Here is a 22,286-nt window from a genome sequence, read left to right on the forward strand (position 1 = left end):
GTGCCGTACCTGTAGGAGCAGCCTTGTGCTGCGAAGAGGCCAGAACAGGCAGTGCGGATTTCTGGGTGGATGTGTGCCTTTTAACGCTTGCCAGCGTCGAAATCCGGTCCCTATCCTTCAGGTATCTGGCCCTCCCGGGAACCGTGCATGAACTTCATCCAAAGCAACTTCAACAATCTTTTGGCCATCATCTGGTTCGCCCTGTGCTGGGGCGGTTACACCCGTTATGCCATCTGGAAGGGCCGCGACACCGCGTGCCTGGCCAGCGTGCTGCACCTGTACCGCGAAGACTGGATGCGCCGCATGCTGCTGCGCGACAACCGCATTGCCGATGCGAGCGTGATCGGCAACCTCGAGCGCAACGCCTCGTTCTTCGCCTCCAGCACCCTGATCATCCTCGCCGGTATCCTCACCGTGCTCGGGGCTTCCGACCGGGCGCTGTCGCTGCTGGCCGACCTGCCGCTGGTGCAGCAGACCTCCCAGGGCATGTCGGAGATCAAGCTGCTGTGCCTGGCCATGGTCTTCGTCTATGCCTTTTTCACCTTCAGCTGGTGCATGCGCCAATACAACTTCGCGGCAGTACTGGTGGGGTCGGCGCCGATGATCGGTGAACGGCTGGTCAATGAGCTTGAACGCAAGGCATTCGCCTCGCGGGCGGCGCGGGTGCTGTCGCTTGCCGCCAACCAGTTCAACCTGGGCCTGCGTTCCTATTACTTCGGCATGGCCATGTTGAGCTGGTTCATCAGCCCATGGTTATTCATGGTCATGAGTGTCGGGGTGGTGCTGATTCTGTACCGCCGCGAGTTCCATTCGGATGTATTGGATGTGATGGTGTTCACACCTACCGAAAGTGTTTCGATCGAACCCGCCAAGGAAAACACCGCTCCTGGAACCTGAAACGTTTAATCCATAAGTTTCAGGCACAAAAAAACCCGACAATGTCGGGTTTTTTTGTTTTAGCCGATTACTGCTTGGCAGGTTCGGCTGGAGCAGCTGGGGTAGCTGGAGCGGCTTCCGGAGCCGGAGTAGCCGGAGCGGCTTCTTCGGCGGCCTTCTGCTCGGCTTCGGCCTGATCTTTGGCGGCTTCGGCGTTTTCCTTGGCAGCCTCGTTCATTTTATCCTGAGCTTCGCCCGCTTTTTCCTGGGCTTGCTCGGCGTGTTGCTGTGCGTCCTGGGCTTTGTCTTCGCTCGCTTTATCGCAAGCGGCCAGGCCCATGGCAGCGGCCAGCATCAGAGCAAAAGCAAAAGGTTTACGCATGGGGGTGTTTCTCCTTGGTGGAATAAGTGACTTGTTCCTTCGAGTGCAACTACGCGGAATAAGTTCCGCGAAGATTACACATATATAACGTCCCGTTCTATATAGACTTTTTAACGATTTTATGCCGCTGCGGCAATGCGCAGGGAAACAGCCAATGAGTGATTCAACCTTGATGGCCATGGCCGAGCGTTTTCTCTCGGCCCTGAAACATTGTCAGTTGTTGCAAATGCGTGTGGTGCAAACCAATGCCAATGGCATGACCCTGGTGCTGCCCTGGTCTGCGGCCATTGTCGGCAACCCGCAGACCGGCGCCGTGCATGGCGGCGCGCTGACCACGCTGATGGACACCACTTGCGGCATGGCCACGCTGTGCGTGCTGCCGCGCTTCGAAGTGTGCCCGACACTGGACCTGCGCATCGACTATATGCATCCGGCCAAGGCCGGCAAAGACATCTACGGCCATGCCCAATGCTACCGGGTCACCCGCGATGTGATCTTCACCCGTGGCACGGCCTACCAGGATGACCCCGCTCAGCCTATCTGCCAGGTGGTGGGCACGTTCATGCGCCTGGGCCAGGAGATCAAGGGTGGCATCCGCTTCGGCAACAGCCTGAAGGAGGGCGGAGCATGATTCCGCACAATGTTCGCCAACAGCTCAACGCTGCTCATGCGGTGGGAGACTATCGGCCCTTGCTGGCGCTGATCCCCTATGCCGGCCTGATCGGCATTGAATGCGAGCGTCAGGGCGATGACCTGCTGTTCCGCCTGCCGGCCAACCAGGACAACATCGGCAACCCGCTGCTGCCGGCCATCCACGGCGGGGTGATCGCGGGCTTCATGGAACTGTCGGCAGCGCTGTACCTGCTGATCTTCAGCGAGAGCGCAAGCATTCCGAAGATCATCGACTTTTCCATCGATTACCTGCGCGCCGGGCACTTTCGCGATACCTACGCCCAATGCCAGCTTTGGCGCCAGGGCCGGCGGGTGACCAATGTGGCCATCACCGCCTGGCAGGGGGACAGGCAGTCGCCGATCGCCACGGCTCGGGCCCATTTCAAGATCGAACCGGAAAAGCCCTTGAAATCATCCGGGCAGCCCCCATCTGCATGACATCCGCCGCTAAACGCTGGCCAACCTGGCCGCCAGGCGTCAACTGCCATCAGATCGGAGTTTTGAAGACCATGAGTGTGGAGACTCAAAAAGAAACGCTGGGCTTCCAGACCGAGGTAAAGCAGCTGCTGCACCTCATGATCCATTCCCTGTATTCGAACAAGGAGATCTTCCTGCGTGAATTGATCTCCAACGCCTCCGACGCCGCCGACAAGCTGCGTTTCGAGGCCCTGGCCAAGCCAGAGCTGTTCGAAGGCGACGCCGACCTGAAGATTCGCCTGAGCTTCGACAAGGACGCCGGTACCGTGACCCTCGAGGACAACGGCATCGGCATGAGCCGCGAAGACGTCATCGCCCACCTGGGTACCATCGCCAAGTCCGGCACTGCCGACTTCATGAAGAACCTCACCGGTGACCAGAAGAAGGACTCGCACCTGATCGGTCAGTTCGGCGTGGGCTTCTACTCCGCGTTCATCGTTGCCGACAAGGTCGACGTGTACAGCCGCCGTGCCGGCCAGCCGGCCGCTGAAGGCGTGCACTGGTCGTCGAAGGGCGAAGGTGAGTTCGAAGTCGCTACCATCGACAAGCCTCAGCGCGGCACCCGCATCGTCCTGCACCTGAAGAAGGGCGAGCAGGAGTTCGCCGATGGCTGGCGCCTGCGCAACGTGGTCAAGAAGTACTCCGACCACATCGCCATGCCGATCCAGCTGCTGAAAGAGCAAGCTACCGCCGAAGGCGAAGAGCAGCCGGCCGAAGAGTGGGAAACCGTCAACCGTGCCAGCGCCCTGTGGACCCGTCCGCGTACCGAAATCAAGGACGAGGAATACCAGGAGTTCTACAAGCACATCGGCCATGACTTCGAAAACCCGCTGGCCTGGAGCCACAACAAAGTAGAAGGCAAGCTCGAATACAACTCGCTGCTGTACGTGCCGGCCCGCGCGCCGTTCGACCTGTACCAGCGCGAAGCGCCACGCGGCCTGAAGCTGTACGTGCAGCGCGTGTTCATCATGGACCAGGCCGAATCGTTCCTGCCGCTGTACCTGCGCTTCATCAAGGGTGTGGTCGACTCCAACGACCTGTCGCTGAACGTGTCGCGTGAAATCCTGCAGAAAGACCCGATCATCGACTCGATGAAGACCGCGCTGACCAAGCGCGTGCTGGACATGCTGGAGAAGCTGGCGAAGAACGAGCCCGAGCAGTACAAGGGCTTCTGGAAAAACTTCGGTCAGGTGCTGAAGGAAGGCCCGGCCGAAGACTTCGCCAACAAGGAAAAGATCGCCGGCCTGCTGCGCTTCGCTTCCACCCAGGACGACAGCGGCGAGCAGAGCGTCGCCCTGGCCGACTACCTGGCTCGCGTCAAGGAAGGCCAGGACAAGATCTACTACCTCACCGGCGAGTCGTACGCGCAGGTCAAGAACAGCCCGCACCTGGAAGTCTTCCGCAAGAAAGGCATCGAAGTGCTGCTGCTGACCGACCGTATCGACGAGTGGCTGATGAGCTACCTGAACGAGTTCGACGGCAAGGCCTTTGTCGACGTCGCCCGTGGCGACCTGGACCTGGGCAAGCTGGACTCGGAAGAAGACAAGAAGGCCCAGGAAGAAGTCGCCAAGGACAAGGAAGGCCTGGTCGAGCGCCTGAAGGGCGCGCTGGGTGACAGCGTGGCCGAAGTGCGCGTATCGCACCGCCTGACCGACTCGCCGGCGATCCTGGCCATCGGTGAGCAGGACCTGGGCCTGCAGATGCGCCAGATCCTCGAAGCCAGCGGGCAGAAGGTGCCGGAGTCCAAGCCGATCTTCGAGTTCAACCCGACCCACCCGCTGATCGAGAAGCTGGACAACGAGCAGAGCGAAGACCGCTTCGCCGAGCTGTCGCACATCCTGTTCGATCAGGCAGCCCTCGCGGCCGGTGACAGCTTGAAGGACCCGGCGGCTTACGTTCGTCGCCTGAACAAGCTGCTGGTCGAACTGTCTGCTTGAGTTGATGCATAGGAAAGCCCGCTTCGGCGGGCTTTTTTCATGGCGAGCATATTGATGACGAGTGCCAAAGGAGTGCTTGATGAGCAAAGTAATCGTCGAATCGCTGGTCTATCACCTGTCCGGCAAGGCGTATGAAAGCCGCTTGGTATACGAGCCGGGCGCGCTGGGGCGGCCAGGTCTGGTGATGGCGCCGAACTGGATGGGTATAGGCGAAGGTGCCGAGCGCATCGCCAAGGAAGTGGCCGAGAAGGGCTATGTAGTGCTGATTGCCGACCTGTACGGGCAATCGGTGCGTCCGTCCAATGCCGACGAGGCCGGCGCGGCGATGATGCCGTTGAAGAATGACCGAGACGAGCTGCGCAAGCGCATGCAGGAAGCCCTGGCGCAACTGTTGGGGCAGTCGAAGGCGCTGCTGGAACCGGGCAAGGTCGGCACGTTTGGTTTCTGCTTTGGTGGCTGCTGTGCACTGGAGCTGGCCCGTACTGGCGCCGATTTGCGTGCGGCGGTGTCGTTCCATGGCACCCTGGATACCCCGAACCCGGAAGATGCCAAGCGCATCAAGGGCTCGGTGCTGGTGCTGCACGGCGCTTCCGATCCACTGGTGCCGAAGGAGCAGTTGCCGGCGTTCGAGGAGGAGATGAACGCGGCCAAGGTTGACTGGCAATTGCTGAGCTATGGCGGCGCGGTGCACTCGTTTACCGACCCGAGTGCCAATGTGCCGGGCAAGATGCAGTATGACCGGCGTACCTCGGAGCGGGCGTTCCGCTCGATGCATAACCTGCTGACCGAAGTGTTCCAGCGCTGAGATTGCACGGGGTTGCTTTGCAGCCCATTCGCGGCACAAGGCCGCTCCTACAAAGGCCGCGCAAGCCATGAGTTACGCGCTTCCCTGCAGGAGCGGCCTTGTGCCGCGAATGGGCCGCAGAGCGGCCCCCAAAATCACCTAGGCAATTCGATCCTCGAGGTTTCCCCCGGCACCACCGGCCATTCCCCAGCAGCCCACTTGGCCCGGGCCTGTTCGATCAGCTCCACATCACTGGCGACAAAGTTCCAGTTCATCCGCCGCGGCCCATCCAGTGGTGCGCCACCAATCAGCACCAGCTGGCACTCACCCTCCGCATACAGCGTCACCTCTTTACCCTCGGGCAGGACCACCAGGCTGCAGGGTTCCACATCCTCATCGTTCATCACCAGCTCACCATCGAGCAGGTACAGCGCCCGCTGCGCATGCTCGTTCGGCACCAATAGCGTGGTTGCCGGTTGCATCTGTACATGCGCGTACAGGGTAGGGGAGAGCACCGGCACCGGCGATTCCAGGCAGAACCCGCTGCCGGCGATCATGCAGATGCGTACTCCCAGGCTGTCGCTGACCGGCAGGCTCGCCGCCGGGTGATGGCTGTAGCTTGCCGGGCCTTGTTCCTGCTCGCGTGGCGATGCCAGCCATACCTGCAGCCCGTGCAGGCGTGAGCCATGGGCCAGGGCATCTTCAGGAGTACGCTCGACATGGGCCACACCGCTGCCTGCGGTCATCCAGCTGACGTCGCCCGGCAGCACCCGCTGCACCGAGCCGAGGCTGTCCTTGTGCAGGATTGCCCCTTCGAACAGGTAGGTAAGGGTCGACAGGCCGATATGCGGGTGCTGGCGGATGTCCATGCCATGCCCCGGGGCATAGTCGGTTTCGAGCATGTGGTCGAAAAACACGAACGGGCCGACGCTGCGACACTGGGCCGATGGCAGCGGGCGCAGGATCGGCTGGCCCTCGACCGATTCGGCACGTGGGCGGATGACCAGGGGGCTGCTCATGGGAAGGCTCCAGGCAAGGTGGAAATGCCCCAAGCATAGCGGTTTGCCCGCCCCGGCTGAACCGTCTCGCAGGCCGGCCGGTCTAGAGATCTGATACCCGGAAAAGGAAGCTTCATCATGATCGTGAGAGCGTTGGCCTGCGTGCTGTTATCCACCTGGCTGTGCCAAGCGGCGCAGGCACGCGACTACCGCTACAGTGATGCCCACCTGCACTACGTCGACTTCTTCCAGGAAAGCGAAGGCATGCCTGCGCTGATCAAGGCCATGGATGCCGCCGGTATCGAGCAGTCGATGATTTCCGGCGTGCCGGTGGCCAAGAAGTGGCATGAAGACGAGCCCAAGCGCCCACGCTATTACGCTGGGGATGACGCCGAAGCCTACTGGTACAGCGCCACCGATACCTACGTGGCGGCGGCGCTACAGCAACTGCCCGACGAGCAGCGCAAGCGCTTTCATCCGTTCCTGGCCGGCTTCAATCCGGTGGACAAGAACGCCGCCAGCCATATCGAGCGCATGCTCGATCTGCATCCGGGGCTGTGGCAGGGCATTGGTGAGGTGTTCACCCGCCACGATGACCTGACTGCTCTGACCAGCGGTGACACGCCGCGTGCCAACAACGAAGCCATGGCGCGTATCTACCACCTGGCGGCCGAGCGCGACCTGCCGGTGCTGCTGCATTCCAACATCACCTCCAAGCGCGAGCGTAACCCGCTGTACCTGGCGGAGATCGAACAGCCGCTGCGCAATCACCCGCACACGCGGTTCATCTGGGCGCACGCCGGCAGCAGCATGGAGATTCACCGGCACCAGACGCAAATGGACTTTCTGCTGCCGGTGCTGACGCGGTTGCTGGAGGATTACCCGAACCTGTATGTCGATTTGTCGTGGAGCGTGCTGAAACCCTATCTGCTGGATGGCCAGGGTGTACCGCGCAAGGAGTGGCTGGCACTGGTCGAGAAATTCCCGGAGCGGTTCATGCTGGGTTCGGATGTGGTGGGGCGGTTTGGTAGCCTTGGGGAGCAGATGCACGGGTTCAGGCCGTTTCTGGATGCATTGCCGGAACAAGTTGCCAATAAGGTGGCCAGGGAGAATTTTCTGGATGTGTTGCCCAAGCAATAGTATTTCGCCTGTGCCGGCCCTTTCGTGGGTAAACCCGCTCCCACAGGGGCCGCGCTGCTCTTGAAACCGGTGCTGTACCTGTGGGAGCGGGCGCGCCCGCGAAGAGGCCGGTACAGGCACACAAATGAAAACGCCCCGAACCAGTCGGGGCGTTTTCGTTTACCGCAGTAGCGTCTTACTTGCCTTCCCAGCGCTTGAGCACCAGGGTGGCGTTGGTGCCGCCGAAGCCGAAGCTGTTGCTCATGACCGTGTCGATCTTGGCGTTTTCTTCGGTCTTGCGCAGGATCGGCAGGTCGGCGACCTCCGGGTCCAGCTCGTCGATGTTGGCGGAGCCGGCGATGAAGTTGTTTTCCATCATCAGCAGGCAGTAGATCGCCTCGTGTACGCCGGCAGCGCCCAGCGAGTGGCCCGAAAGGCTCTTGGTCGAGCTGATTTTCGGTGCCTTGTCGCCGAACACGGCGCGAACGCCCTTGATCTCGGCAACGTCACCGACCGGGGTCGAGGTGCCGTGGGTGTTCAGGTAATCGATCGGAGTGTCGACGGTCGACAGCGCCTGCTGCATGCAGCGGATAGCACCTTCGCCGCTCGGGGCAACCATGTCGTAGCCGTCGGAAGTGGCGCCGTAGCCGACGATTTCCGCGTAGATCTTGGCGCCACGGGCCAGGGCGTGTTCCAGCTCCTCGACCACCACCATGCCGCCACCGCCAGCGATGACGAAGCCATCACGGTCGGCGTCGTAGGCGCGCGAGGCCTGTTCCGGGGTTTCGTTGCGCTTGGTCGACAGGGCGCCCATGGCATCGAACAGGAACGACTGGCTCCAGTGCTCTTCTTCACCGCCACCGGCGAAGACGATGTCCTGCTTGCCCCACTGGATCTGCTCCAGGGCGGTGCCGATGCAGTGTGCCGAAGTGGCGCAGGCCGAGGAGATCGAGTAGTTGATGCCCTTGATCTTGAACGGGGTGGCCAGGCACGCCGAAACGGTGCTGCCCATGGTGCGGGTAACGCGGTACGGGCCGACGCGCTTGACGCCTTTCTCACGCAGGGTGTCCAGCGCTTCCATCTGGTTCAGGGTCGAGGCGCCGCCGGAGCCCGCCACCAGGCCGGTACGCGGGTTGGAAACCTGCTCTTCGGTCAGGCCGGCGTCCTTGATCGCATCCTGCATCGCCAGGTAGGCGTAGGCAGCAGCGTGGCCGACGAAGCGGTAGACCTTGCGGTCGATCAGTTCTTCGAGGTTGAGGTCGATGGACCCGGAAACCTGGCTACGCAGCCCCATTTCCTTGTATTCCGGGTTGTAACGGATACCCGGACGGCTGTTGCGCAGGTTTTCGGTGACGGTAGCTTTGTCATTGCCCAGGCACGATACGATGCCCAGACCAGTGATAACGACGCGGCGCATGCGAATAACCCTTAGAAATTGTCAGTGGAGGTGAACACGCCGACCCGCAGGCCTTCGGCAGTGTAGATCTCGCGGCCGTCGACGCTGACCGAGCCATCGGCGATGGCCATGTTCAGCTTGCCCTTCAGGACGCGCTTGATGTGAATGTTGTAAGTGACTTTCTTGGCTTCCGGCAGTACCTGGCCGAAGAACTTCACCTCGCCCGAACCCAGGGCGCGCCCGCGGCCTGGCAGGCCCTGCCAGCCGAGGAAGAAACCTACCAGCTGCCACATGGCATCAAGCCCCAGGCAGCCCGGCATTACCGGGTCGCCTTCGAAGTGGCAGGCGAAGAACCACAGGTCCGGATTGATATCCAGCTCGGCGACCAATTCACCTTTGCCGTACTTGCCGCCTTCTTCGCTGATATGGGTGATGCGATCGACCATCAGCATGTTCGGCGCGGGCAGTTGCGCATTACCTGGGCCGAACAGCTCACCGCGACTGCAGCGCAGCAGGTCTTCCCGAGTAAAGGCGTGTTGTTTGGTCATGCGAGCTCCTCAATAACCCCCTGCGGCAGGGGATGAATCTTCCCGGCCGGCCCGATACGCATCGCGTTCGGGGCGGCAGCCTACAGGTAGACTATTGCGTTGTGGTGAAAGTCACAGTGCACCCGGTGAAAGAAGTACAGGTGTGCACTGAAACGTCTATTTTCAGGTCCGATGAAGGTCCTGTCCAGTGTTTAAGACTGCCGCACTTTAGCATTTATCGCCAGTCGCGGTTGTCTGACCGGGTAGCCAGCGCTGCAGCACGCGCTGCAGTTCAGTGCGGCGCAAGGGTTTGCTCAGGTAGTCGTCCATGCCGGCCGCCATGCAACGCTCGCGGTCGCCCTGCAAGGCGTTGGCGGTCAGGGCGATGATCGGTAGCCTGGCGCCGTTGGGCAGCTGGCGGATACGCCGGGTGGCTTCATAGCCGTCCAGGTGCGGCAGGCGGCAGTCCATCAGCACGGCGGCAAAACGCTGCTGGCTGACCCGTTCGACCGCCTCCAGGCCGTCCTCGGCCGTGCATACCGCCAGCCCCAGGCTACGCAGCATGGCCTCGATGACACTTTGGTTGACCGGATTGTCCTCTACCAGCAGCACCTGATCATTGTCGGCTACCGCCGGTGGCGCAGCGCTTGGTTGCGTCAGCGAGAGCGGGGCAGGGCTGGCCAGGGCCAGAGGCATCTCCAGGGTAAAGGTCGAGCCCAGGCCCTCACGGCTTTCGCCACGCAGCTTGCCGCCCATGCGTTCGGCCAGGGTGCGGGCGATCGACAGTCCCAGCCCGGTGCCGCCATAGCGGCGGGAAATCGAGCTGTCGGCCTGCTGGAAGGCGACGAACATCATTTCCAGGCGTTCGTTGTCGATGCCGATACCGGTGTCGCGCACACTGCAGGTCAGCCAGATCAGTTGGCGGTCCAGCACCTGCCAGCGCGCCTCGACCTGAACCTGGCCGCGTTCGGTGAATTTCAGCGCGTTGCCGACCAGGTTCAGCAGGATCTGGCGGATGCGCGTGGGGTCGCCGTTCACCTGCAGCTGCTCGATACCCGCCGGCATTTGCAGGTGCAGGGCAAGGCCGCGCTGTTGGGCGCTGTGCTGGAACGACTGGACGCTGCTGGTGATCAGTTCACCCAGGTTGAAGTCGATGTGTTCCAGTTGCAGCGCGGCGCGTTCGATGCGCGAGAAGTCGAGGATGTCATTGATGACCTTGAGCAGGTGCCCGGTGGATTCGCTGGCCACCGCGGTGTACTCGGCCTGCTCGCTGTTCAGCTGCGTGGTTTCCAGCAACTGCAGCATGCCCAGTACGCCATTCATCGGCGTGCGCAGTTCGTGGCTCATCATAGCCAGGAAATCCGATTTGGTGCGGTTGGCCTGTTCGGCCTCCTCGCGGGCCTGGATAAGCTCGGCAATCGCCTGCTTCTGTTCATTGCTGGCCTGCGCCAGGCCATGGGCCAGGTTATTGATGTGGCGTGCCAGATGGCCCAGTTCGCTGTCATCGACCACCGGCAACAGGGTGTGGTACTCGCCCTGCTGGATGGCCTTGACCGCGTGCCCCATGTCGCTGATCGGCTTGGCGAGGCTAAGGGCCAGGCGGCGCGCCAGCAGGAAAGTGAACAGCAGGGCGAACAGCGCGAGGATACCGGCCTTGATCACGATTTCCTGCTGGCGCTGGCTGAAGGCGTCATCGGACATGCCGACGATGACCCTGCCCAGGTAATCGTCGCCAATGGCCGGGCTGGTGGCCTTGCCCTGTTGCAGGAAGTCGCTGTCCAGGCGGATCTGCTGCAGGCGGATGGGCGCCTGGAACACTTCGACGCGCTGCGCGCGGTTGGCGCTTTCGTCGGACTGCTCCACATAAACCAGTATGTGGTTGCGGCTGTCCTGCACCTCGAGGAAGCGCACGTGGGGGATGCTGAGCGTGGCGCGCATCAGGCCCTCGAGCACTTCGTTGTTGCCCGAGATCACCCCGTATTCCGAGGCTGGCGCCAACTGGTTGGCGATCAGTTGCCCGGTGTGGTTCAGTTCCTGGCGCAGGTCCTGGATACGCACGAAGGTGAAGAAGCTGATCAGCAGCAAGGTCAGCAGCAGGGCAGGGCCGAGGCTGATGATCTGGGTGCGGGTGTGAATGTCCCAGCTCAGGCGCTTGCTCATGGGGTGGGTTCTCCTTCGGCCAGGGCCTTGGCGGCGGCGTTCGGATCGATCGGTTCAAGGCCCAGGGCGCGCGCCACCTGCTGGTTGCCGCTGACGCCGAAGCGTACCGGGTACAGGCTGCGTGGCCAGCGCGCCGGTGGCTGGTCGAGCAACTGGTCGAGCACCGCCAGCCAATCGTCCTGGTCGCTGAAGGTGCTGGCCAGGGCGCCGGCGCGGACGAACCCGGCGTTCGGGCCGATCAGCGCCATCTGCCGGCCATAGCTGCTCAACAGCAGGTTTTTCGCAGTCTTGGAGTTGTACAGGTCGGCATCGTCCAGGCCCAGCAGCACGTCACTGTTGGCCAACAAGTGTTGCAAAGGGCGGCTGTCGCGCGGGTCGGGCCAGTCCTGGGCAATGATCTCCAGGCCCAGCGGGCGGGCGGCGTGGCGCAGCTCTTCGAGCAGAAAGCTGCTGTGCTCACCGTACAGCACGCCAATGCGCTGGGCCTGCGGCAGCAGGTAGCGCGCCAGGCGCAACTGCCGGCCCAGCGGCGGATCGCTCCACAGCAGCGTGAGGAACGCGGGCCGCGACTTTCCCAGGCGCTGTTCAGCCTGCACCCGGCTGACCCTCATGGCCAGGGCCGGCGGGCCGGCAGTTTCCCCGAGGCGCCATTCCAGTGCGGCGTTGTCCAGCAGGATCAGGCGCTGGTCAGCCTTGAGCTTGCCCGGGGGTGGCAGGTCGGCGGTGGTCTGGAAATGTACATGGTCGTGCGGCCGGCGGCTTTCCAGCGCGGCGACGAAACTGCGAATGCCAGGCTGGTCTTCCGCGCCTACCAACAGGATTTCGCTGGCGAACAGTGGCCCCATCGGCCACAGGCACAACAGCAACAGGCGCAGCAGCAGGGCCATCAGAACTCCAGCTCCGCGCTGATGCTCAGGCGGTGGCGGCTGTCGTAGCGGTTCTGAATTGCCGTGGTCGGCTCATCGTCCAGGCGCTGTTGCCACAGCGCCGCCAGCTCCAGGTTGCTGCCATGCACCCGGAAACGTTTGGCCAGACGCAGGTCCAGGCGCTCGTAGCGATACTGGTTGAGTGCATCGTCACCGTAATAGAACAGCGCGCTCGACCAACCGGCACCCCACTCGCGCATCCACCCGGCCGAGCCGCTGTTGCGCGCGCTGAGGCGGCGGTCGGCGGGGTTGCTGGCCCAGGCATCCACGTAGGCGTAGGTCACCCGCAGACGGTCGCGCAGGGTCGGGCGCCAGTCCAGTTGCGCCTCGCTGCCGCTGAAACGGGCCTTGTTGGCATTGCTGGCGATGTACTGGTTGTTCTTCAGGGGCTCGCTGATCATGCCGGTGATCTCGTCATAGAACAGCTTCACATCCATGTTCAGGTCGATGTCGCTGAAGTAGCCGTTGTAGCCGAGTTCGCGCGAGCGCATGCGTTCCTGGTCGAGGTCGCCCGGGCCGCGGGTCTTGACGAAGTATTCGCCGTTTTGCAGGCCAAAAGCGTTGGGGGTCAGGTTCTTGACCGTGTAGCTCCAGTTGACGTTGTTCTCGAACATGTCTGGAGAGCGCACTGCCTCGGAATACACTGCACGCAGGCCATGGCGCGGGGTGATCAGGTAGTTGACCGCCACGCGTGGGGTCAGCGAGCTGCCGGACAGGCGCGAGTCCTCGAACATGGCACCACCCTGCAGGATCCAGTGTTCGTCGGCGCGCCACTCCAGCTGGCCGAACAGGCGCCAGGTCTGGTCGTCGATGCTGCCATTGAAGTAGGTCTGCGAGTCGGCACGATCATAGCGGTAGTTCATGCCGCTGAGCAGGCGCAGGCTGTCGGTCAGGCTCAGGGTGTCCTGGATTTCCAGGTCGTAGCGGGTTTCGCGGGTGCTCTGGTCGACGTCGCCGCAGACCTGCTGGTTGCCACCGTTCGCCCATTGCTGCTGGACCTTCTCCAGAAGCCCTCTCATGACGGGATCGTTGGTCGAAAGTGGCGCGCCGGTAGCAATGCCGCGTGCCACTTTTTCGGCGAAATCGGGGTTCATTTGCCAGAGCTGGGTCAATTCCGGGCTGAACGACTGCAAAGCGTCACAGGCACGCCACACCTGCTGACGGTCGAAATGTTGGGCAGAGCCTTGGATATACAGGCTGTGCTCAGAACTGAAGTCCTTGGTCCAGCGCAATGAGCCGGCGTAGTCCTTGGCACTGACGTCAGCGTTGTTACCGGCTTCGTATTTGGCGAACACCGGCTGGTAGGTATAAGGCCGCTGGTTGCTGCCTTCCTTCGCAGCAAGTTGCCATTCCAGGGTCTGGTCGTGTGCCAGGCTGTGGCTGGCGTTGATATTGAAGCGGGTCAGCCGGCGGCTGTCGCGGTAGTCCTGGCCGAACTGGTTCTCGTCGAAGCCATCGTCCTGCTGGCCTGACAGCGACAGGCGCATGTCGCCACTCTCCCAACCGAAGCCGTGGCTGGCGTAGAAATCGTTGATGCCGTCCTGGCCGCGGGTCATCTTCAGCCGCGTGCCATGGCTGTCGGCAGGGTTGCGGGTAAGGATGTTGACCACCGCCATCAGCGCGTTGGCGCCATAGCTGACCGTGTTGGGGCCGCGGAACACCTCGATGCGCTCGATATCCTCCATGGCCAGGGGGATGTCGCTCCAGTCCACCGTGGCCAGGCCGGCGCGGTACACCGAACGGCCATCGATCAGCACCTGCATGCGTCGGGCATCGTTGACGTTGCTGCCGTGGTAGTTGACCGTGGGTTGGTTGCCGGCGTTGTAGCCCACCATCATGCCCGGCACCAGGCGCAGCAGCTCGGGGATGTCACGGGCACCGCTGGCCCGGATCAGCTCGCTGTCGAGCACGGTCATGCTGCCCGGGACTGCGGCGGGGGATTGTTTCAGGCGCGTGGCGGTCAGAACCTGCGGCAGGTCCGTGTTGTCGATGAACAGGTCATCGGCCACGGCCGGGCCGCCGAGCAGGGCAGTCAGTATGAGCAGGCGCGGGTACGAGGGCGTGCCAGGGAACACAAAGCGGCCTTGTATCAGGATTGAAACAGGCATGGTAACTGACCGTGGGGGTTTTGCCAGTGATCTGCTTGCCAGTGAAGCCCGATCTAAGGACATGCACGGTACCTGTAGGAGCAGCCTTGCGCTGCGAAAGGGCCGGTACTGACACTGGTTCTGTAGCAGGCGAGCCGTATAATGGCTGGGTCGCCACTTAACTTTTGGCTTTAACGGATTGGATATGACTGAACAGCAACCTGTTGCAGTTCTGGGAGGCGGCAGCTTCGGCACCGCCGTGGCGAACCTGCTGGCAGAAAACGGTGTGCCGGTGCGCCAATGGATGCGCGATCCGGAACAGGCCGAGGCCATGCGGGTCAATCGCGAGAATCCCCGCTACCTGAAGGGCATCCGCTTGCACGACGGCGTCGAGCCGGTCAGCGACCTGCTGGCCACTCTGCAGGCCAGTGAGCTGATTTTCGTCGCCCTGCCATCGAGCGCCTTGCGTAGCGTGCTGGCTCCGCATGCCGAGTTGCTGCGCGGCAAGGGCCTGGTCAGCCTGACCAAGGGCATCGAAGCGCAAAGCTTCAAGCTGATGAGCCAGATCCTCGAGGAAATCGCCCCCGAGGCGCGCATCGGCGTGCTGTCCGGCCCCAACCTGGCCCGTGAAATCGCCGAACATGCGCTGACCGCCACGGTGGTCGCCAGCGAGGACGAAAAACTGTGCCAGCAGGTGCAGGCCGTGCTGCATGGGCGTACCTTCCGCGTCTACGCCAGTGCCGACCGCTTTGGCGTCGAACTGGGCGGGGCGCTGAAGAACGTCTACGCCATCATTGCTGGCATGGCGGTGGCCCTGGGCATGGGCGAGAACACCAAGAGCATGCTGATTACCCGCGCCCTGGCCGAGATGACCCGCTTCGCCGTCAGCCAGGGGGCCAACCCCATGACTTTCCTCGGCCTGGCCGGTGTCGGTGACCTGATCGTCACCTGCTCCTCGCCAAAGAGCCGCAACTACCAGGTCGGCCACGCGCTGGGCCAGGGCCTGAGCCTGGAGCAGGCGGTCAGCCGCCTGGGCGAAGTAGCCGAAGGCGTCAACACCCTCAAGGTGCTCAAGGCCAAGGCGCAGGAAGTGCAGGTATACATGCCGCTGGTGGCAGGCCTGCATGCCATCCTGTTCGAAGGCCGCACGCTGAACCAGGTGATCGAGCACCTGATGCGTGCCGAGCCGAAGACCGATGTCGATTTCATTTCCATCAGCGGTTTCAACTGAGCCTTCAGCGGCTCTGACAACAGCAAGGAGCAACACATGAACGATACGCCCGAACGCGCCCAGCGCGAGTCGATCATCCTGCGGGCCCTGTGGATGCTGGTGTTCCTGGTGGTCTGGCAGCTGGCCGAGCTGCTGCTCGGTGGCCTGGTGCTGGTACAATTGATCTACCGCCTGGTGTACGGCGCCCCCAGCGCCAGCCTGATGAACTTCGGCGACAGCCTGAGCCAGTACCTGGCGCAGATCGGCCGCTTCGGCAGCTTCCACAGCGACCAGAAGCCCTGGCCGTTCGCCGACTGGCCAGCACCGCGTGCCCCGGAGGGCGAGGCGCCGCACGCAGTGGCCCCGGCCCCGCACCCGGTGCGTGACGAGGAGCCCAAACTGTGAAGCTGTGGGTTCTGCGCCACGGCGAAGCGGAGCCGCGGGCCAACAGCGATGCCGAGCGCCGGCTGACCGCCCATGGTCGCGAACAGGTGCTGCATAGCGCCGCCCGCCTGCTGGGCCAGCCGCTGCAGGCGATCATCGCCAGCCCTTACGTACGCGCCCAGCAAACGGCTGCCCTGGTGCATGACACCCTGGGCTTCGCCGAACCGGTGCGCACCGTGCCCTGGCTGACGCCTGACAGTGATGTGCAGCAGGTTATCGGTGAAATCGAGCGCCTGGGCCTGGAGCATGTGCTGCTGGTCAGCCACCAGCCGCTGGTGGGTACCTTGGTAGGGGCGTTGCAGCATGGCCACCAGCAGCAACCAGCGGGCATGAGCACTGCAAGCCTGGCGGAGCTGGAAGGGGACTGGCCGCTGGCTGGGTTGATGACCCTTCGGGCGATCAACTCGCCGGCCTGAGTTCTCAGGCTATCTAGGTTTCCTGTAGGAGCAGCCTTGTGCTGCGAAGAGGCCAGTAGGGCAATAGCTCTTCTCCGGCAGTTATGGCCTCTTCGCAGCACAAGGCTGCTCCTGCAGGCAGTGCCCGCGCCCACAAGCCTGACCTGATAGCCCTCGCCGATGACCTTTCCGGACGTTGCCGAACCGCCCCGCGATACCGACAATGGGCCATCATCTCGCATCCGGACCCGGCGCCATGTCGCAGCAGATCTTCTTCGCCCATGCCAACGGTTTCCCGTCGGCCACCTACGGCAAGCTGTTCGCCGCCCTGGCACCGGACTACCAGGTGCAGCACCTGGCCCAGCACGGCCACGATCCGCGTTTTCCGGTGGACGACAACTGGCAGAGCCTGGTCGATGAACTGCTGCACCACCTGGCTCGGCAAGACCAGCCAGTATGGGGCGTCGGCCATTCGCTGGGCGGCGTGTTGCACCTGCACGCAGCCTTGCGCTGCCCCGAGTATTATCGCGGCGTGGTGATGCTCGACTCTCCGGTGCTCACCCGCGCCGACCAGTGGCTGCTGCGCACCGCCAAGCGCTTCGGCTTCATTGACCGTATCACCCCGGCTGGCCGCACCCTGGGGCGCCGCGAAACCTTCAATGACCGCGACAGTGCCCGGGACTATTTCGCCGGCAAGTCACTGTTCCGCCATTTCGACCCCGACTGCCTCGATGCCTACATAGAGCACGGCCTGCAGGCGATGGAGCAGGGGCTGCAGTTGCGCTTCGACCCGGCCACGGAAATCAGCATCTACCGCAGCATCCCGCATACCAGCCCTGCGCCCGCGCGGCAATTGCAGGTGCCGCTGGCCATGGTCCGCGGCGAGCGCAGCAACGTCATTCGCCGCCACCACACGCTGGCCGTGCGTGGCATGCCCAGGGGCGAATACCACAGCGTGCCGGGTGGGCACATGTTCCCGCTGGAGCGGCCAACCGACACCGCCAGCCTGATCAAGGGCCTGTTCGACCGCTGGAGCCAGGCATGAGCGCGCAGGTCGAGGAAATCCGACTGAGTCTGGGCCATATCGAACTGGCGGCGCACCTGTTCGGCCCGGAGCAGGGGCTGCCGGTGATCGCCCTGCATGGCTGGCTGGATAACGCCAACAGCTTCGCCCGCCTGGCGCCGCAGCTGAAAGGCCTGCGCATCGTCGCCCTGGACCTGGCCGGGCATGGTTACTCCGAGCACCGGCCGCTCGGTGCCGGCTATGCTCTGGCCGACTACGCCCATGACGTGCTGCGGGTGGCCGAGCAGCTGGGTTGGCAACGTTTTGCTCTGCTGGGCCATTCGCTGGGGGCAATCATTTCCGTGCAACTGGCTGGCGCGCTGCCGGATCGGGTCAGCCATCTGGCCCTGATTGACGGCGTCATCCCGCCGACCGGCGCCGAGCAGGATGCCGGTGAGCGGCTGGGCATGGCACTGCAGGCCCAGTTGCGCCTGGATGGCAAGCGCAAGTCGGTATACACCACACTGGAGCAGGGCGTGCAGGCACGCATGAAAGGCATGGTCGCAGTCAGCCGTGAGGCGGCCGAGCTGTTGGCCCAGCGTGGCCTGATGCCGGTGCCCGGCGGTTACAGCTGGCGCAGCGACAGCCGCCTGACCCTGCCTTCGCCAGTGCGCCTGAGCGAGGCCCAGGCCATGGCCTATGTGCACCGGGTGAGTTGCCCGACGCGCCTGGTCGTGGCCGCCGACGGCATGCTGGCGCGCCACACCGGGTTGCTGGAGCAGCTACCCTTTGAGCAGGTGACGCTGCCCGGTGGCCATCACCTGCACCTGAACGATGAGCAGGGCGCGGCCCTTGTCGCAGACTGTTTCAATCGCTTCTTTGGCTTTGCTTGACTTGCATCGGACAAGTGTCGAGGCTTGGCGGGTTGAACAGGGAGACAACCATGCAACTGCCAGACATCCTGGAGCTTCATCTCGGCGCTGAGCGCCGTCTGGTTCGCCAATGAGCGCGCCTGTTGCCATCCGTAATGCCTTCGCGGCCTGCCTGGTGTTCGCCAGCCCCGTTTTGTGGGCCGGCATGCCGGTACCGGTGGACGCCAAGGTGGTCGACCAGCGCCCGGCCGTGGAGCAGGAGCGCGTCTACCCCATGGGCCCACTGCGCAAGATCAGCGGCCGCCTGAGGGTCGAGGACAAGGTCGAAAGCCGTGGCCAGGTCAGCTCGGTAACCTACGAACTGCCGGTCGAGCGTACTGCTCGCGAAGCCTTCACCAGCGCTCGCGAAGCACTGCAGCGCGACGGCGGCTACCCGCTGTTCTGGTGCCAGGGCCGCGATTGCGGCGAAGCCAGCCTGTGGGCCAATGATGTGTTCGGCAATGCCCGCCTCAACGGCGGCGACGAGCAGCAGGCGTTCATCCTGCTGCGCCGCTCGGCGGAGCAGGCGGACACCCTGGTCGCGCTGTACAGTGTCACCCGCGGCAACCGCCGCGCCTACTTGCACGTGGAAGAGTTCGTCGCCGGCGGCCCGCTGGGCGAACTGCTGCCGACCGCCGCCACGGTGCTGCGCGAAATGCGCGACACCGGCAAGCTCGACTACCCTGACCTGGCCGCGCCGCAAGACGCCTGGGCGAACCTGCTGGCCCGCAGCCTGAACCTCGACAGCACCCTGCGTGCCAGCCTCAGTGGGGCCCAGGCTGAAGCCTGGCGCGAGGCGCTGGTCAAGGCGGGCGTGCGCAATGGCCGCCTCGAAGTCGGTAGTGCACCTACCGACGGCTTGCACCTTGAACTGATCCGTTGAACGGGCACCACCATGGCTAACAATGACCGCTTGCTGGTCCAGATTCTGCTGCTGGCGCTGCTGGGTGCCGGTCTGTGGGTGATGGCACCTTTCATTTCAGCGCTGTTGTGGGGCGCCATCCTGGCCTTTGCCAGCTGGCCGTTGATGCGCTTGCTGACGCGTGCGCTGGGAGGGCGCGAAACCCTGGCGGCCAGCCTGCTGACCACTGCCTGGATCCTGATCGTGGCGCTGCCGCTGGTGTGGCTGGGGTTCAACCTGGCCGACCACATTCGCGATGCGACGGCGTTCGTGCGTGACGTGCAGGTGGACGGCCTGCCCGATGCTCCGGCGTGGCTGGGTGGCATCCCGTTGGTTGGCGAGCGCCTGGTCAGCTGGTGGCAATCGCTGGACCAGCAGGGCGCGGCCTTGCTGGCCTCGGTCAAGCCGCACCTGGGGCAGGTGGGCAACTGGTTGCTGGCGCGCAGCGCGCAGATCGGCAGCGGCGTGCTGGAGCTGACCCTCAGCCTGGTATTCGTGTTCTTCTTCTACCGCGATGGCCCGCGCTTGTCGGCGTTCGTCCTGCGCTTGCTGCACCGCCTGATGGGCGACCGTGCCGAGTACTACCTGGAGCTGGTCGCCGGTACGGTGCAGCGGGTGGTCAACGGGGTGATCGGTACAGCCGCCGCGCAAGGCGTGCTTGCATTGATCGGCTTCCTGATTGCCGGTGTGCCCGGGGCCATTGTGCTGGGCCTGGTGACCTTCATGCTCAGCCTGATCCCCATGGGCCCGCCACTGGCATGGATTCCGGCCACCGGCTGGCTGGTATGGAAAGGCGAATACGGCATGGCGGTGTTCCTGGGAGCCTGGGGCACCTTCATCATCAGTGGCGTGGACAACGTACTCAAACCGTACCTGATCAGCCGTGGCGGCAACCTGCCGTTGGTGATCGTGCTTCTGGGCGTGTTCGGCGGCCTGATCGCCTTTGGCTTCATTGGCCTGTTCATCGGGCCGACCTTGCTGGCGGTCGGCTACAGCCTGCTGCTGGACTGGAGCCGCAACGCCGTCCCGCAGCCGCCTCAGCAGTAAACCTGTACTGGCCTCTTCGCGGGTGAACCCGCTCCCACAAGGATCTCCACAGCCCGGGAGAGCGGTGCGGTCCCTGTAGGAGCGGTTTTACCCGCGAAGAGGCCGGTTCAGGCAACCTCAACTCCCGATCTTTACGCCTTCTTTATCGCCATCCCCACCTCCCAGTCTCGCCCCTTTACGCCCCTCGCTCGGACAATTTCCCCAAAGCGGCCCAAGCCGCACCACGGGGAGAACCACACATGAACATGCTCGACGGGCTGTCACTGCTGCTGGCAGTGGCATTGGCGTTTTATCTGCTGGTGGCGCTGCTGCGCGCCGATCGCTGCTAGGGAGTGGCCATGCACAGTTACGACTTCGCCTTGCTGTTGGCATTTTTCGCCATCGTGCTGCTACCGGCACCCTGGCTCGGGCGGTTCTACTTCAAGGTCATGGAAGGCCAGCGCACCTGGCTGTCGCCCGTGCTGGGCCCGGTCGAGCAAGCCTGCTACCGGCTGGCGGGCGTGCGCGCCAGCCAGGAACAGAACTGGCAGCAGTACACCTTGGCTCTGCTGGCCTTCAACCTGGCCGGGTTCCTGCTGCTGTTCGCCGTGCTGCTGTTGCAGGGCTACCTGCCATTCAACCCGCAGCATCTACCCGGCCAGGAATGGTCGCTGGCGTTCAATACCGCGGTCAGCTTCGTCACCAACACCAACTGGCAGGCCTACAGCGGTGAGGCGTCGGTCAGCTACCTGAGCCAGATGCTCGGCCTGACCGTGCAGAACTTCGTCAGCGCCGCCACCGGCCTGGCCGTGCTGGTCGCCCTGTGCCGCGGCATCGCACGGCGCAGCGCCACGACGCTGGGCAACTTCTGGGTCGACATGACCCGCGCCATCCTCTACGGCCTGCTGCCGCTGTGCCTGTTGCTGGCGTTGCTGCTGGTATGGCAGGGCGTACCGCAAACCTTGGCCGACTACGCTCATGCGCTCACTCTGCAGGGCACCGAGCAGACCATCCCGCTGGGCCCGGCCGCCAGCCAGATCGCCATCAAGCAATTGGGTACCAACGGCGGTGGCTTCTTCGGAGTCAACTCGGCGCACCCGTTTGAAAACCCCACGGCCTGGAGCAACCTGTTCGAGGTGGCTTCGATCATCCTCATTCCGGTGGCGCTGGTGTTCACCTTTGGCCACTACGTGAAGGACCTGCGCCAGAGCCGCGCCATCCTCGCCTGCATGCTTGCGCTGTTCCTGATCGGCGGCAGCACGGCGTTGTGGTCCGAGTACCAGCCCAACCCGGCCCTCGAGAGCGCGCAGGTACAGCAAAGCGCCCCGATGGAGGGCAAGGAAACCCGCTTCGGCACCACCGGTTCGGTGCTGTGGACAGTGACTACCACCTCTGCCTCCAACGGTTCGGTCAATGCCATGCACGACAGCCTCAACCCGCTGACCGGCATGGTGGCAATGGTCAACATGATGGTCGGTGAGGTGATCTTCGGCGGCGTCGGTGCAGGGCTTTACGGCATGCTGCTGTTCGTGCTGATCGCGGTGTTCCTGGCCGGGCTGATGATCGGCCGCACCCCGGAATACCTGGGCAAGAAACTGCAGGCCCGCGAGGTGCAGTTGCTGGTGGCGACCCTGTTGGTGATGCCGGTCGGCGTGTTGGTGCTCGGCGCCATTGCCGCCAGCCTGCCAGGCCCGGCAGGTGCAGTTAGCAACCCGGGTGCGCATGGCTTCAGCCAGCTGCTGTATGCCTACACCTCGGGCACGGCCAACAACGGCTCGGCCTTTGCCGGCTTTGGTGCCAACACGGTGTACCACAACCTGATGATCGGCCTGGCCATGCTCATCGGCCGCTTCGGCTACATCCTGCCGGTACTGGCGCTGGCCGGCAGCCTGGCGGCGAAGAAAAGCGCGCCCCAGGGGCTTAACAGCTTCCCCACCCATGGCCCGCTGTTCACCAGCCTGCTGCTGGTCACCATCCTGCTGGTCGGTGGCCTGACCTTCCTGCCGACCCTGGCCCTTGGGCCGATCGCCGAACATTTGAGTCTGGGTTTTTGAG

The 22,286-nt window shown here is 63.6% G+C and carries 22 protein-coding genes; 15 read left to right on the forward strand and 7 right to left on the reverse strand.

The features are described 5' to 3' along the window. Window positions 1–147: 147 nt before the first annotated feature. Window positions 148–897, forward strand: coding sequence for a DUF599 domain-containing protein (locus tag CAG18_RS04530; protein ID WP_015271094.1), 750 nt, complete (start codon window positions 148–150; stop codon window positions 895–897). Between the two features lie 67 nt (window positions 898–964). On the opposite strand, the gene CAG18_RS04535 is transcribed toward CAG18_RS04530, so the two are convergent. Next, window positions 965–1,258: a hypothetical protein gene (locus tag CAG18_RS04535; RefSeq protein ID WP_015271093.1), complete on the reverse strand. Its 294-nt coding sequence runs from the start codon at window positions 1,256–1,258 to the stop codon at window positions 965–967. A gap of 154 nt (window positions 1,259–1,412) precedes the next feature. Between CAG18_RS04535 and CAG18_RS04540 the strand changes: the two genes are divergently transcribed. The 4 genes from CAG18_RS04540 (at window position 1,413) to CAG18_RS04555 (ending at window position 5,149) form a co-directional block, all read left to right on the forward strand. After that, window positions 1,413–1,889, forward strand: coding sequence for a PaaI family thioesterase (locus CAG18_RS04540; RefSeq protein WP_054572522.1), 477 nt, complete (start codon window positions 1,413–1,415; stop codon window positions 1,887–1,889). Beyond that, the gene (locus CAG18_RS04545; protein ID WP_015271092.1) at window positions 1,886–2,368 is read left to right on the forward strand and encodes a PaaI family thioesterase; all 483 of its coding nucleotides are present in this window, start codon (window positions 1,886–1,888) and stop codon (window positions 2,366–2,368) included. Before CAG18_RS04540 ends, CAG18_RS04545 begins: the two co-directional genes overlap by 4 nt. 71 nt (window positions 2,369–2,439) lie before the next feature. Continuing rightward, the gene (htpG, locus tag CAG18_RS04550; protein ID WP_023661535.1) at window positions 2,440–4,344 is read left to right on the forward strand and encodes a molecular chaperone HtpG; all 1,905 of its coding nucleotides are present in this window, start codon (window positions 2,440–2,442) and stop codon (window positions 4,342–4,344) included. Between the two features lie 79 nt (window positions 4,345–4,423). Next, a complete protein-coding gene (locus CAG18_RS04555; RefSeq protein WP_085720470.1) occupies window positions 4,424–5,149 on the forward strand; it encodes a dienelactone hydrolase family protein in 726 nt (241 codons plus the stop codon). A 134-nt stretch (window positions 5,150–5,283) separates the two neighbouring features. Here the strand turns inward: CAG18_RS04555 and CAG18_RS04560 are convergent, their stop codons facing one another. Beyond that, window positions 5,284–6,147: a pirin family protein gene (locus tag CAG18_RS04560; RefSeq protein ID WP_015271089.1), complete on the reverse strand. Its 864-nt coding sequence runs from the start codon at window positions 6,145–6,147 to the stop codon at window positions 5,284–5,286. A 117-nt stretch (window positions 6,148–6,264) separates the two neighbouring features. Between CAG18_RS04560 and CAG18_RS04565 the strand changes: the two genes are divergently transcribed. Further along, a complete protein-coding gene (locus CAG18_RS04565) occupies window positions 6,265–7,266 on the forward strand; it encodes an amidohydrolase family protein (RefSeq protein ID WP_085720471.1) in 1,002 nt (333 codons plus the stop codon). A 175-nt stretch (window positions 7,267–7,441) separates the two neighbouring features. On the opposite strand, the gene fabB is transcribed toward CAG18_RS04565, so the two are convergent. From fabB to CAG18_RS04590, 5 genes are all read right to left on the reverse strand, one after another. Further along, complete coding sequence (gene fabB / locus CAG18_RS04570) at window positions 7,442–8,662, reverse strand: beta-ketoacyl-ACP synthase I (protein ID WP_013973429.1); 1,221 nt, start codon at window positions 8,660–8,662, stop codon at window positions 7,442–7,444. Window positions 8,663–8,673: 11 nt separating this feature from the next. Continuing rightward, window positions 8,674–9,189 (reverse strand): 3-hydroxyacyl-[acyl-carrier-protein] dehydratase FabA, encoded by a 516-nt coding sequence (gene fabA, locus CAG18_RS04575; protein WP_003251509.1) that lies wholly within the window; start codon window positions 9,187–9,189, stop codon window positions 8,674–8,676. Window positions 9,190–9,396: 207 nt separating this feature from the next. Next, the gene (locus CAG18_RS04580; protein ID WP_015271087.1) at window positions 9,397–11,328 is read right to left on the reverse strand and encodes an ATP-binding protein; all 1,932 of its coding nucleotides are present in this window, start codon (window positions 11,326–11,328) and stop codon (window positions 9,397–9,399) included. Next, window positions 11,325–12,215: an ABC transporter substrate-binding protein gene (locus CAG18_RS04585; RefSeq protein WP_015271086.1), complete on the reverse strand. Its 891-nt coding sequence runs from the start codon at window positions 12,213–12,215 to the stop codon at window positions 11,325–11,327. The genes CAG18_RS04580 and CAG18_RS04585 overlap by 4 nt, the downstream gene beginning before the upstream one ends. Next, on the reverse strand, window positions 12,215–14,362 hold the full coding sequence (locus CAG18_RS04590) for a TonB-dependent siderophore receptor (RefSeq protein ID WP_015271085.1): 2,148 nt from the start codon (window positions 14,360–14,362) through the stop codon (window positions 12,215–12,217). The genes CAG18_RS04585 and CAG18_RS04590 overlap by 1 nt, the downstream gene beginning before the upstream one ends. 184 nt (window positions 14,363–14,546) lie before the next feature. Here CAG18_RS04590 and CAG18_RS04595 point away from each other — a divergent pair, with 184 nt between their 5' ends. The 9 genes from CAG18_RS04595 to kdpA all read left to right on the forward strand — a co-directional run bounded on the left by CAG18_RS04595 (window position 14,547) and on the right by kdpA (window position 22,285). Continuing rightward, complete coding sequence (locus CAG18_RS04595) at window positions 14,547–15,572, forward strand: NAD(P)H-dependent glycerol-3-phosphate dehydrogenase (protein WP_013973425.1); 1,026 nt, start codon at window positions 14,547–14,549, stop codon at window positions 15,570–15,572. 36 nt (window positions 15,573–15,608) lie between these two features. Beyond that, window positions 15,609–15,956, forward strand: coding sequence for a DUF4389 domain-containing protein (locus CAG18_RS04600; protein WP_013973424.1), 348 nt, complete (start codon window positions 15,609–15,611; stop codon window positions 15,954–15,956). After that, window positions 15,953–16,411 (forward strand): phosphohistidine phosphatase SixA, encoded by a 459-nt coding sequence (sixA, locus tag CAG18_RS04605; protein WP_015271084.1) that lies wholly within the window; start codon window positions 15,953–15,955, stop codon window positions 16,409–16,411. The genes CAG18_RS04600 and sixA overlap by 4 nt, the downstream gene beginning before the upstream one ends. 235 nt (window positions 16,412–16,646) lie before the next feature. Continuing rightward, window positions 16,647–17,435, forward strand: coding sequence for an alpha/beta fold hydrolase (locus CAG18_RS04610; RefSeq protein ID WP_015271083.1), 789 nt, complete (start codon window positions 16,647–16,649; stop codon window positions 17,433–17,435). Continuing rightward, the gene (locus CAG18_RS04615; protein ID WP_015271082.1) at window positions 17,432–18,286 is read left to right on the forward strand and encodes an alpha/beta hydrolase; all 855 of its coding nucleotides are present in this window, start codon (window positions 17,432–17,434) and stop codon (window positions 18,284–18,286) included. Before CAG18_RS04610 ends, CAG18_RS04615 begins: the two co-directional genes overlap by 4 nt. A 109-nt stretch (window positions 18,287–18,395) precedes the next feature. Beyond that, the gene (locus CAG18_RS04620; protein ID WP_085720472.1) at window positions 18,396–19,187 is read left to right on the forward strand and encodes a DUF4892 domain-containing protein; all 792 of its coding nucleotides are present in this window, start codon (window positions 18,396–18,398) and stop codon (window positions 19,185–19,187) included. A 12-nt stretch (window positions 19,188–19,199) separates the two neighbouring features. Further along, window positions 19,200–20,252, forward strand: a complete 1,053-nt coding sequence (locus CAG18_RS04625; protein WP_013973419.1) for an AI-2E family transporter — start codon at window positions 19,200–19,202, stop codon at window positions 20,250–20,252. A gap of 239 nt (window positions 20,253–20,491) precedes the next feature. Further along, window positions 20,492–20,581: a K(+)-transporting ATPase subunit F gene (gene kdpF / locus CAG18_RS04630; RefSeq protein WP_085720473.1), complete on the forward strand. Its 90-nt coding sequence runs from the start codon at window positions 20,492–20,494 to the stop codon at window positions 20,579–20,581. A gap of 9 nt (window positions 20,582–20,590) precedes the next feature. Then, entirely contained in the window at window positions 20,591–22,285 is a 1,695-nt protein-coding gene (gene kdpA, locus CAG18_RS04635) for a potassium-transporting ATPase subunit KdpA (protein WP_085720474.1), read from the forward strand. Window position 22,286 lies beyond the last annotated feature (1 nt).

This window comes from Pseudomonas sp. B22(2017) (genome assembly GCF_002113105.1).
In the GTDB taxonomy this organism is placed as follows: Bacteria; Pseudomonadota; Gammaproteobacteria; order Pseudomonadales; family Pseudomonadaceae; genus Aquipseudomonas; species Aquipseudomonas asiatica.

Coding starts and splice junctions, on each gene's coding strand:
- CAG18_RS04530 (WP_015271094.1), top strand. CDS start 148: ATGAACTTCATCCAAAGCAACTTCAACAATCTTTTGGCCATCATCTGG.
- CAG18_RS04535 (WP_015271093.1), bottom strand. CDS start 1,258: ATGCGTAAACCTTTTGCTTTTGCTCTGATGCTGGCCGCTGCCATGGGC.
- CAG18_RS04540 (WP_054572522.1), top strand. CDS start 1,413: ATGAGTGATTCAACCTTGATGGCCATGGCCGAGCGTTTTCTCTCGGCC.
- CAG18_RS04545 (WP_015271092.1), top strand. CDS start 1,886: ATGATTCCGCACAATGTTCGCCAACAGCTCAACGCTGCTCATGCGGTG.
- htpG (WP_023661535.1), top strand. CDS start 2,440: ATGAGTGTGGAGACTCAAAAAGAAACGCTGGGCTTCCAGACCGAGGTA.
- CAG18_RS04555 (WP_085720470.1), top strand. CDS start 4,424: ATGAGCAAAGTAATCGTCGAATCGCTGGTCTATCACCTGTCCGGCAAG.
- CAG18_RS04560 (WP_015271089.1), bottom strand. CDS start 6,147: ATGAGCAGCCCCCTGGTCATCCGCCCACGTGCCGAATCGGTCGAGGGC.
- CAG18_RS04565 (WP_085720471.1), top strand. CDS start 6,265: ATGATCGTGAGAGCGTTGGCCTGCGTGCTGTTATCCACCTGGCTGTGC.
- fabB (WP_013973429.1), bottom strand. CDS start 8,662: ATGCGCCGCGTCGTTATCACTGGTCTGGGCATCGTATCGTGCCTGGGC.
- fabA (WP_003251509.1), bottom strand. CDS start 9,189: ATGACCAAACAACACGCCTTTACTCGGGAAGACCTGCTGCGCTGCAGT.
- CAG18_RS04580 (WP_015271087.1), bottom strand. CDS start 11,328: ATGAGCAAGCGCCTGAGCTGGGACATTCACACCCGCACCCAGATCATC.
- CAG18_RS04585 (WP_015271086.1), bottom strand. CDS start 12,215: ATGGCCCTGCTGCTGCGCCTGTTGCTGTTGTGCCTGTGGCCGATGGGG.
- CAG18_RS04590 (WP_015271085.1), bottom strand. CDS start 14,362: ATGCCTGTTTCAATCCTGATACAAGGCCGCTTTGTGTTCCCTGGCACG.
- CAG18_RS04595 (WP_013973425.1), top strand. CDS start 14,547: ATGACTGAACAGCAACCTGTTGCAGTTCTGGGAGGCGGCAGCTTCGGC.
- CAG18_RS04600 (WP_013973424.1), top strand. CDS start 15,609: ATGAACGATACGCCCGAACGCGCCCAGCGCGAGTCGATCATCCTGCGG.
- CAG18_RS04610 (WP_015271083.1), top strand. CDS start 16,647: ATGTCGCAGCAGATCTTCTTCGCCCATGCCAACGGTTTCCCGTCGGCC.
- CAG18_RS04615 (WP_015271082.1), top strand. CDS start 17,432: ATGAGCGCGCAGGTCGAGGAAATCCGACTGAGTCTGGGCCATATCGAA.
- CAG18_RS04620 (WP_085720472.1), top strand. CDS start 18,396: ATGAGCGCGCCTGTTGCCATCCGTAATGCCTTCGCGGCCTGCCTGGTG.
- CAG18_RS04625 (WP_013973419.1), top strand. CDS start 19,200: ATGGCTAACAATGACCGCTTGCTGGTCCAGATTCTGCTGCTGGCGCTG.
- kdpF (WP_085720473.1), top strand. CDS start 20,492: ATGAACATGCTCGACGGGCTGTCACTGCTGCTGGCAGTGGCATTGGCG.
- kdpA (WP_085720474.1), top strand. CDS start 20,591: ATGCACAGTTACGACTTCGCCTTGCTGTTGGCATTTTTCGCCATCGTG.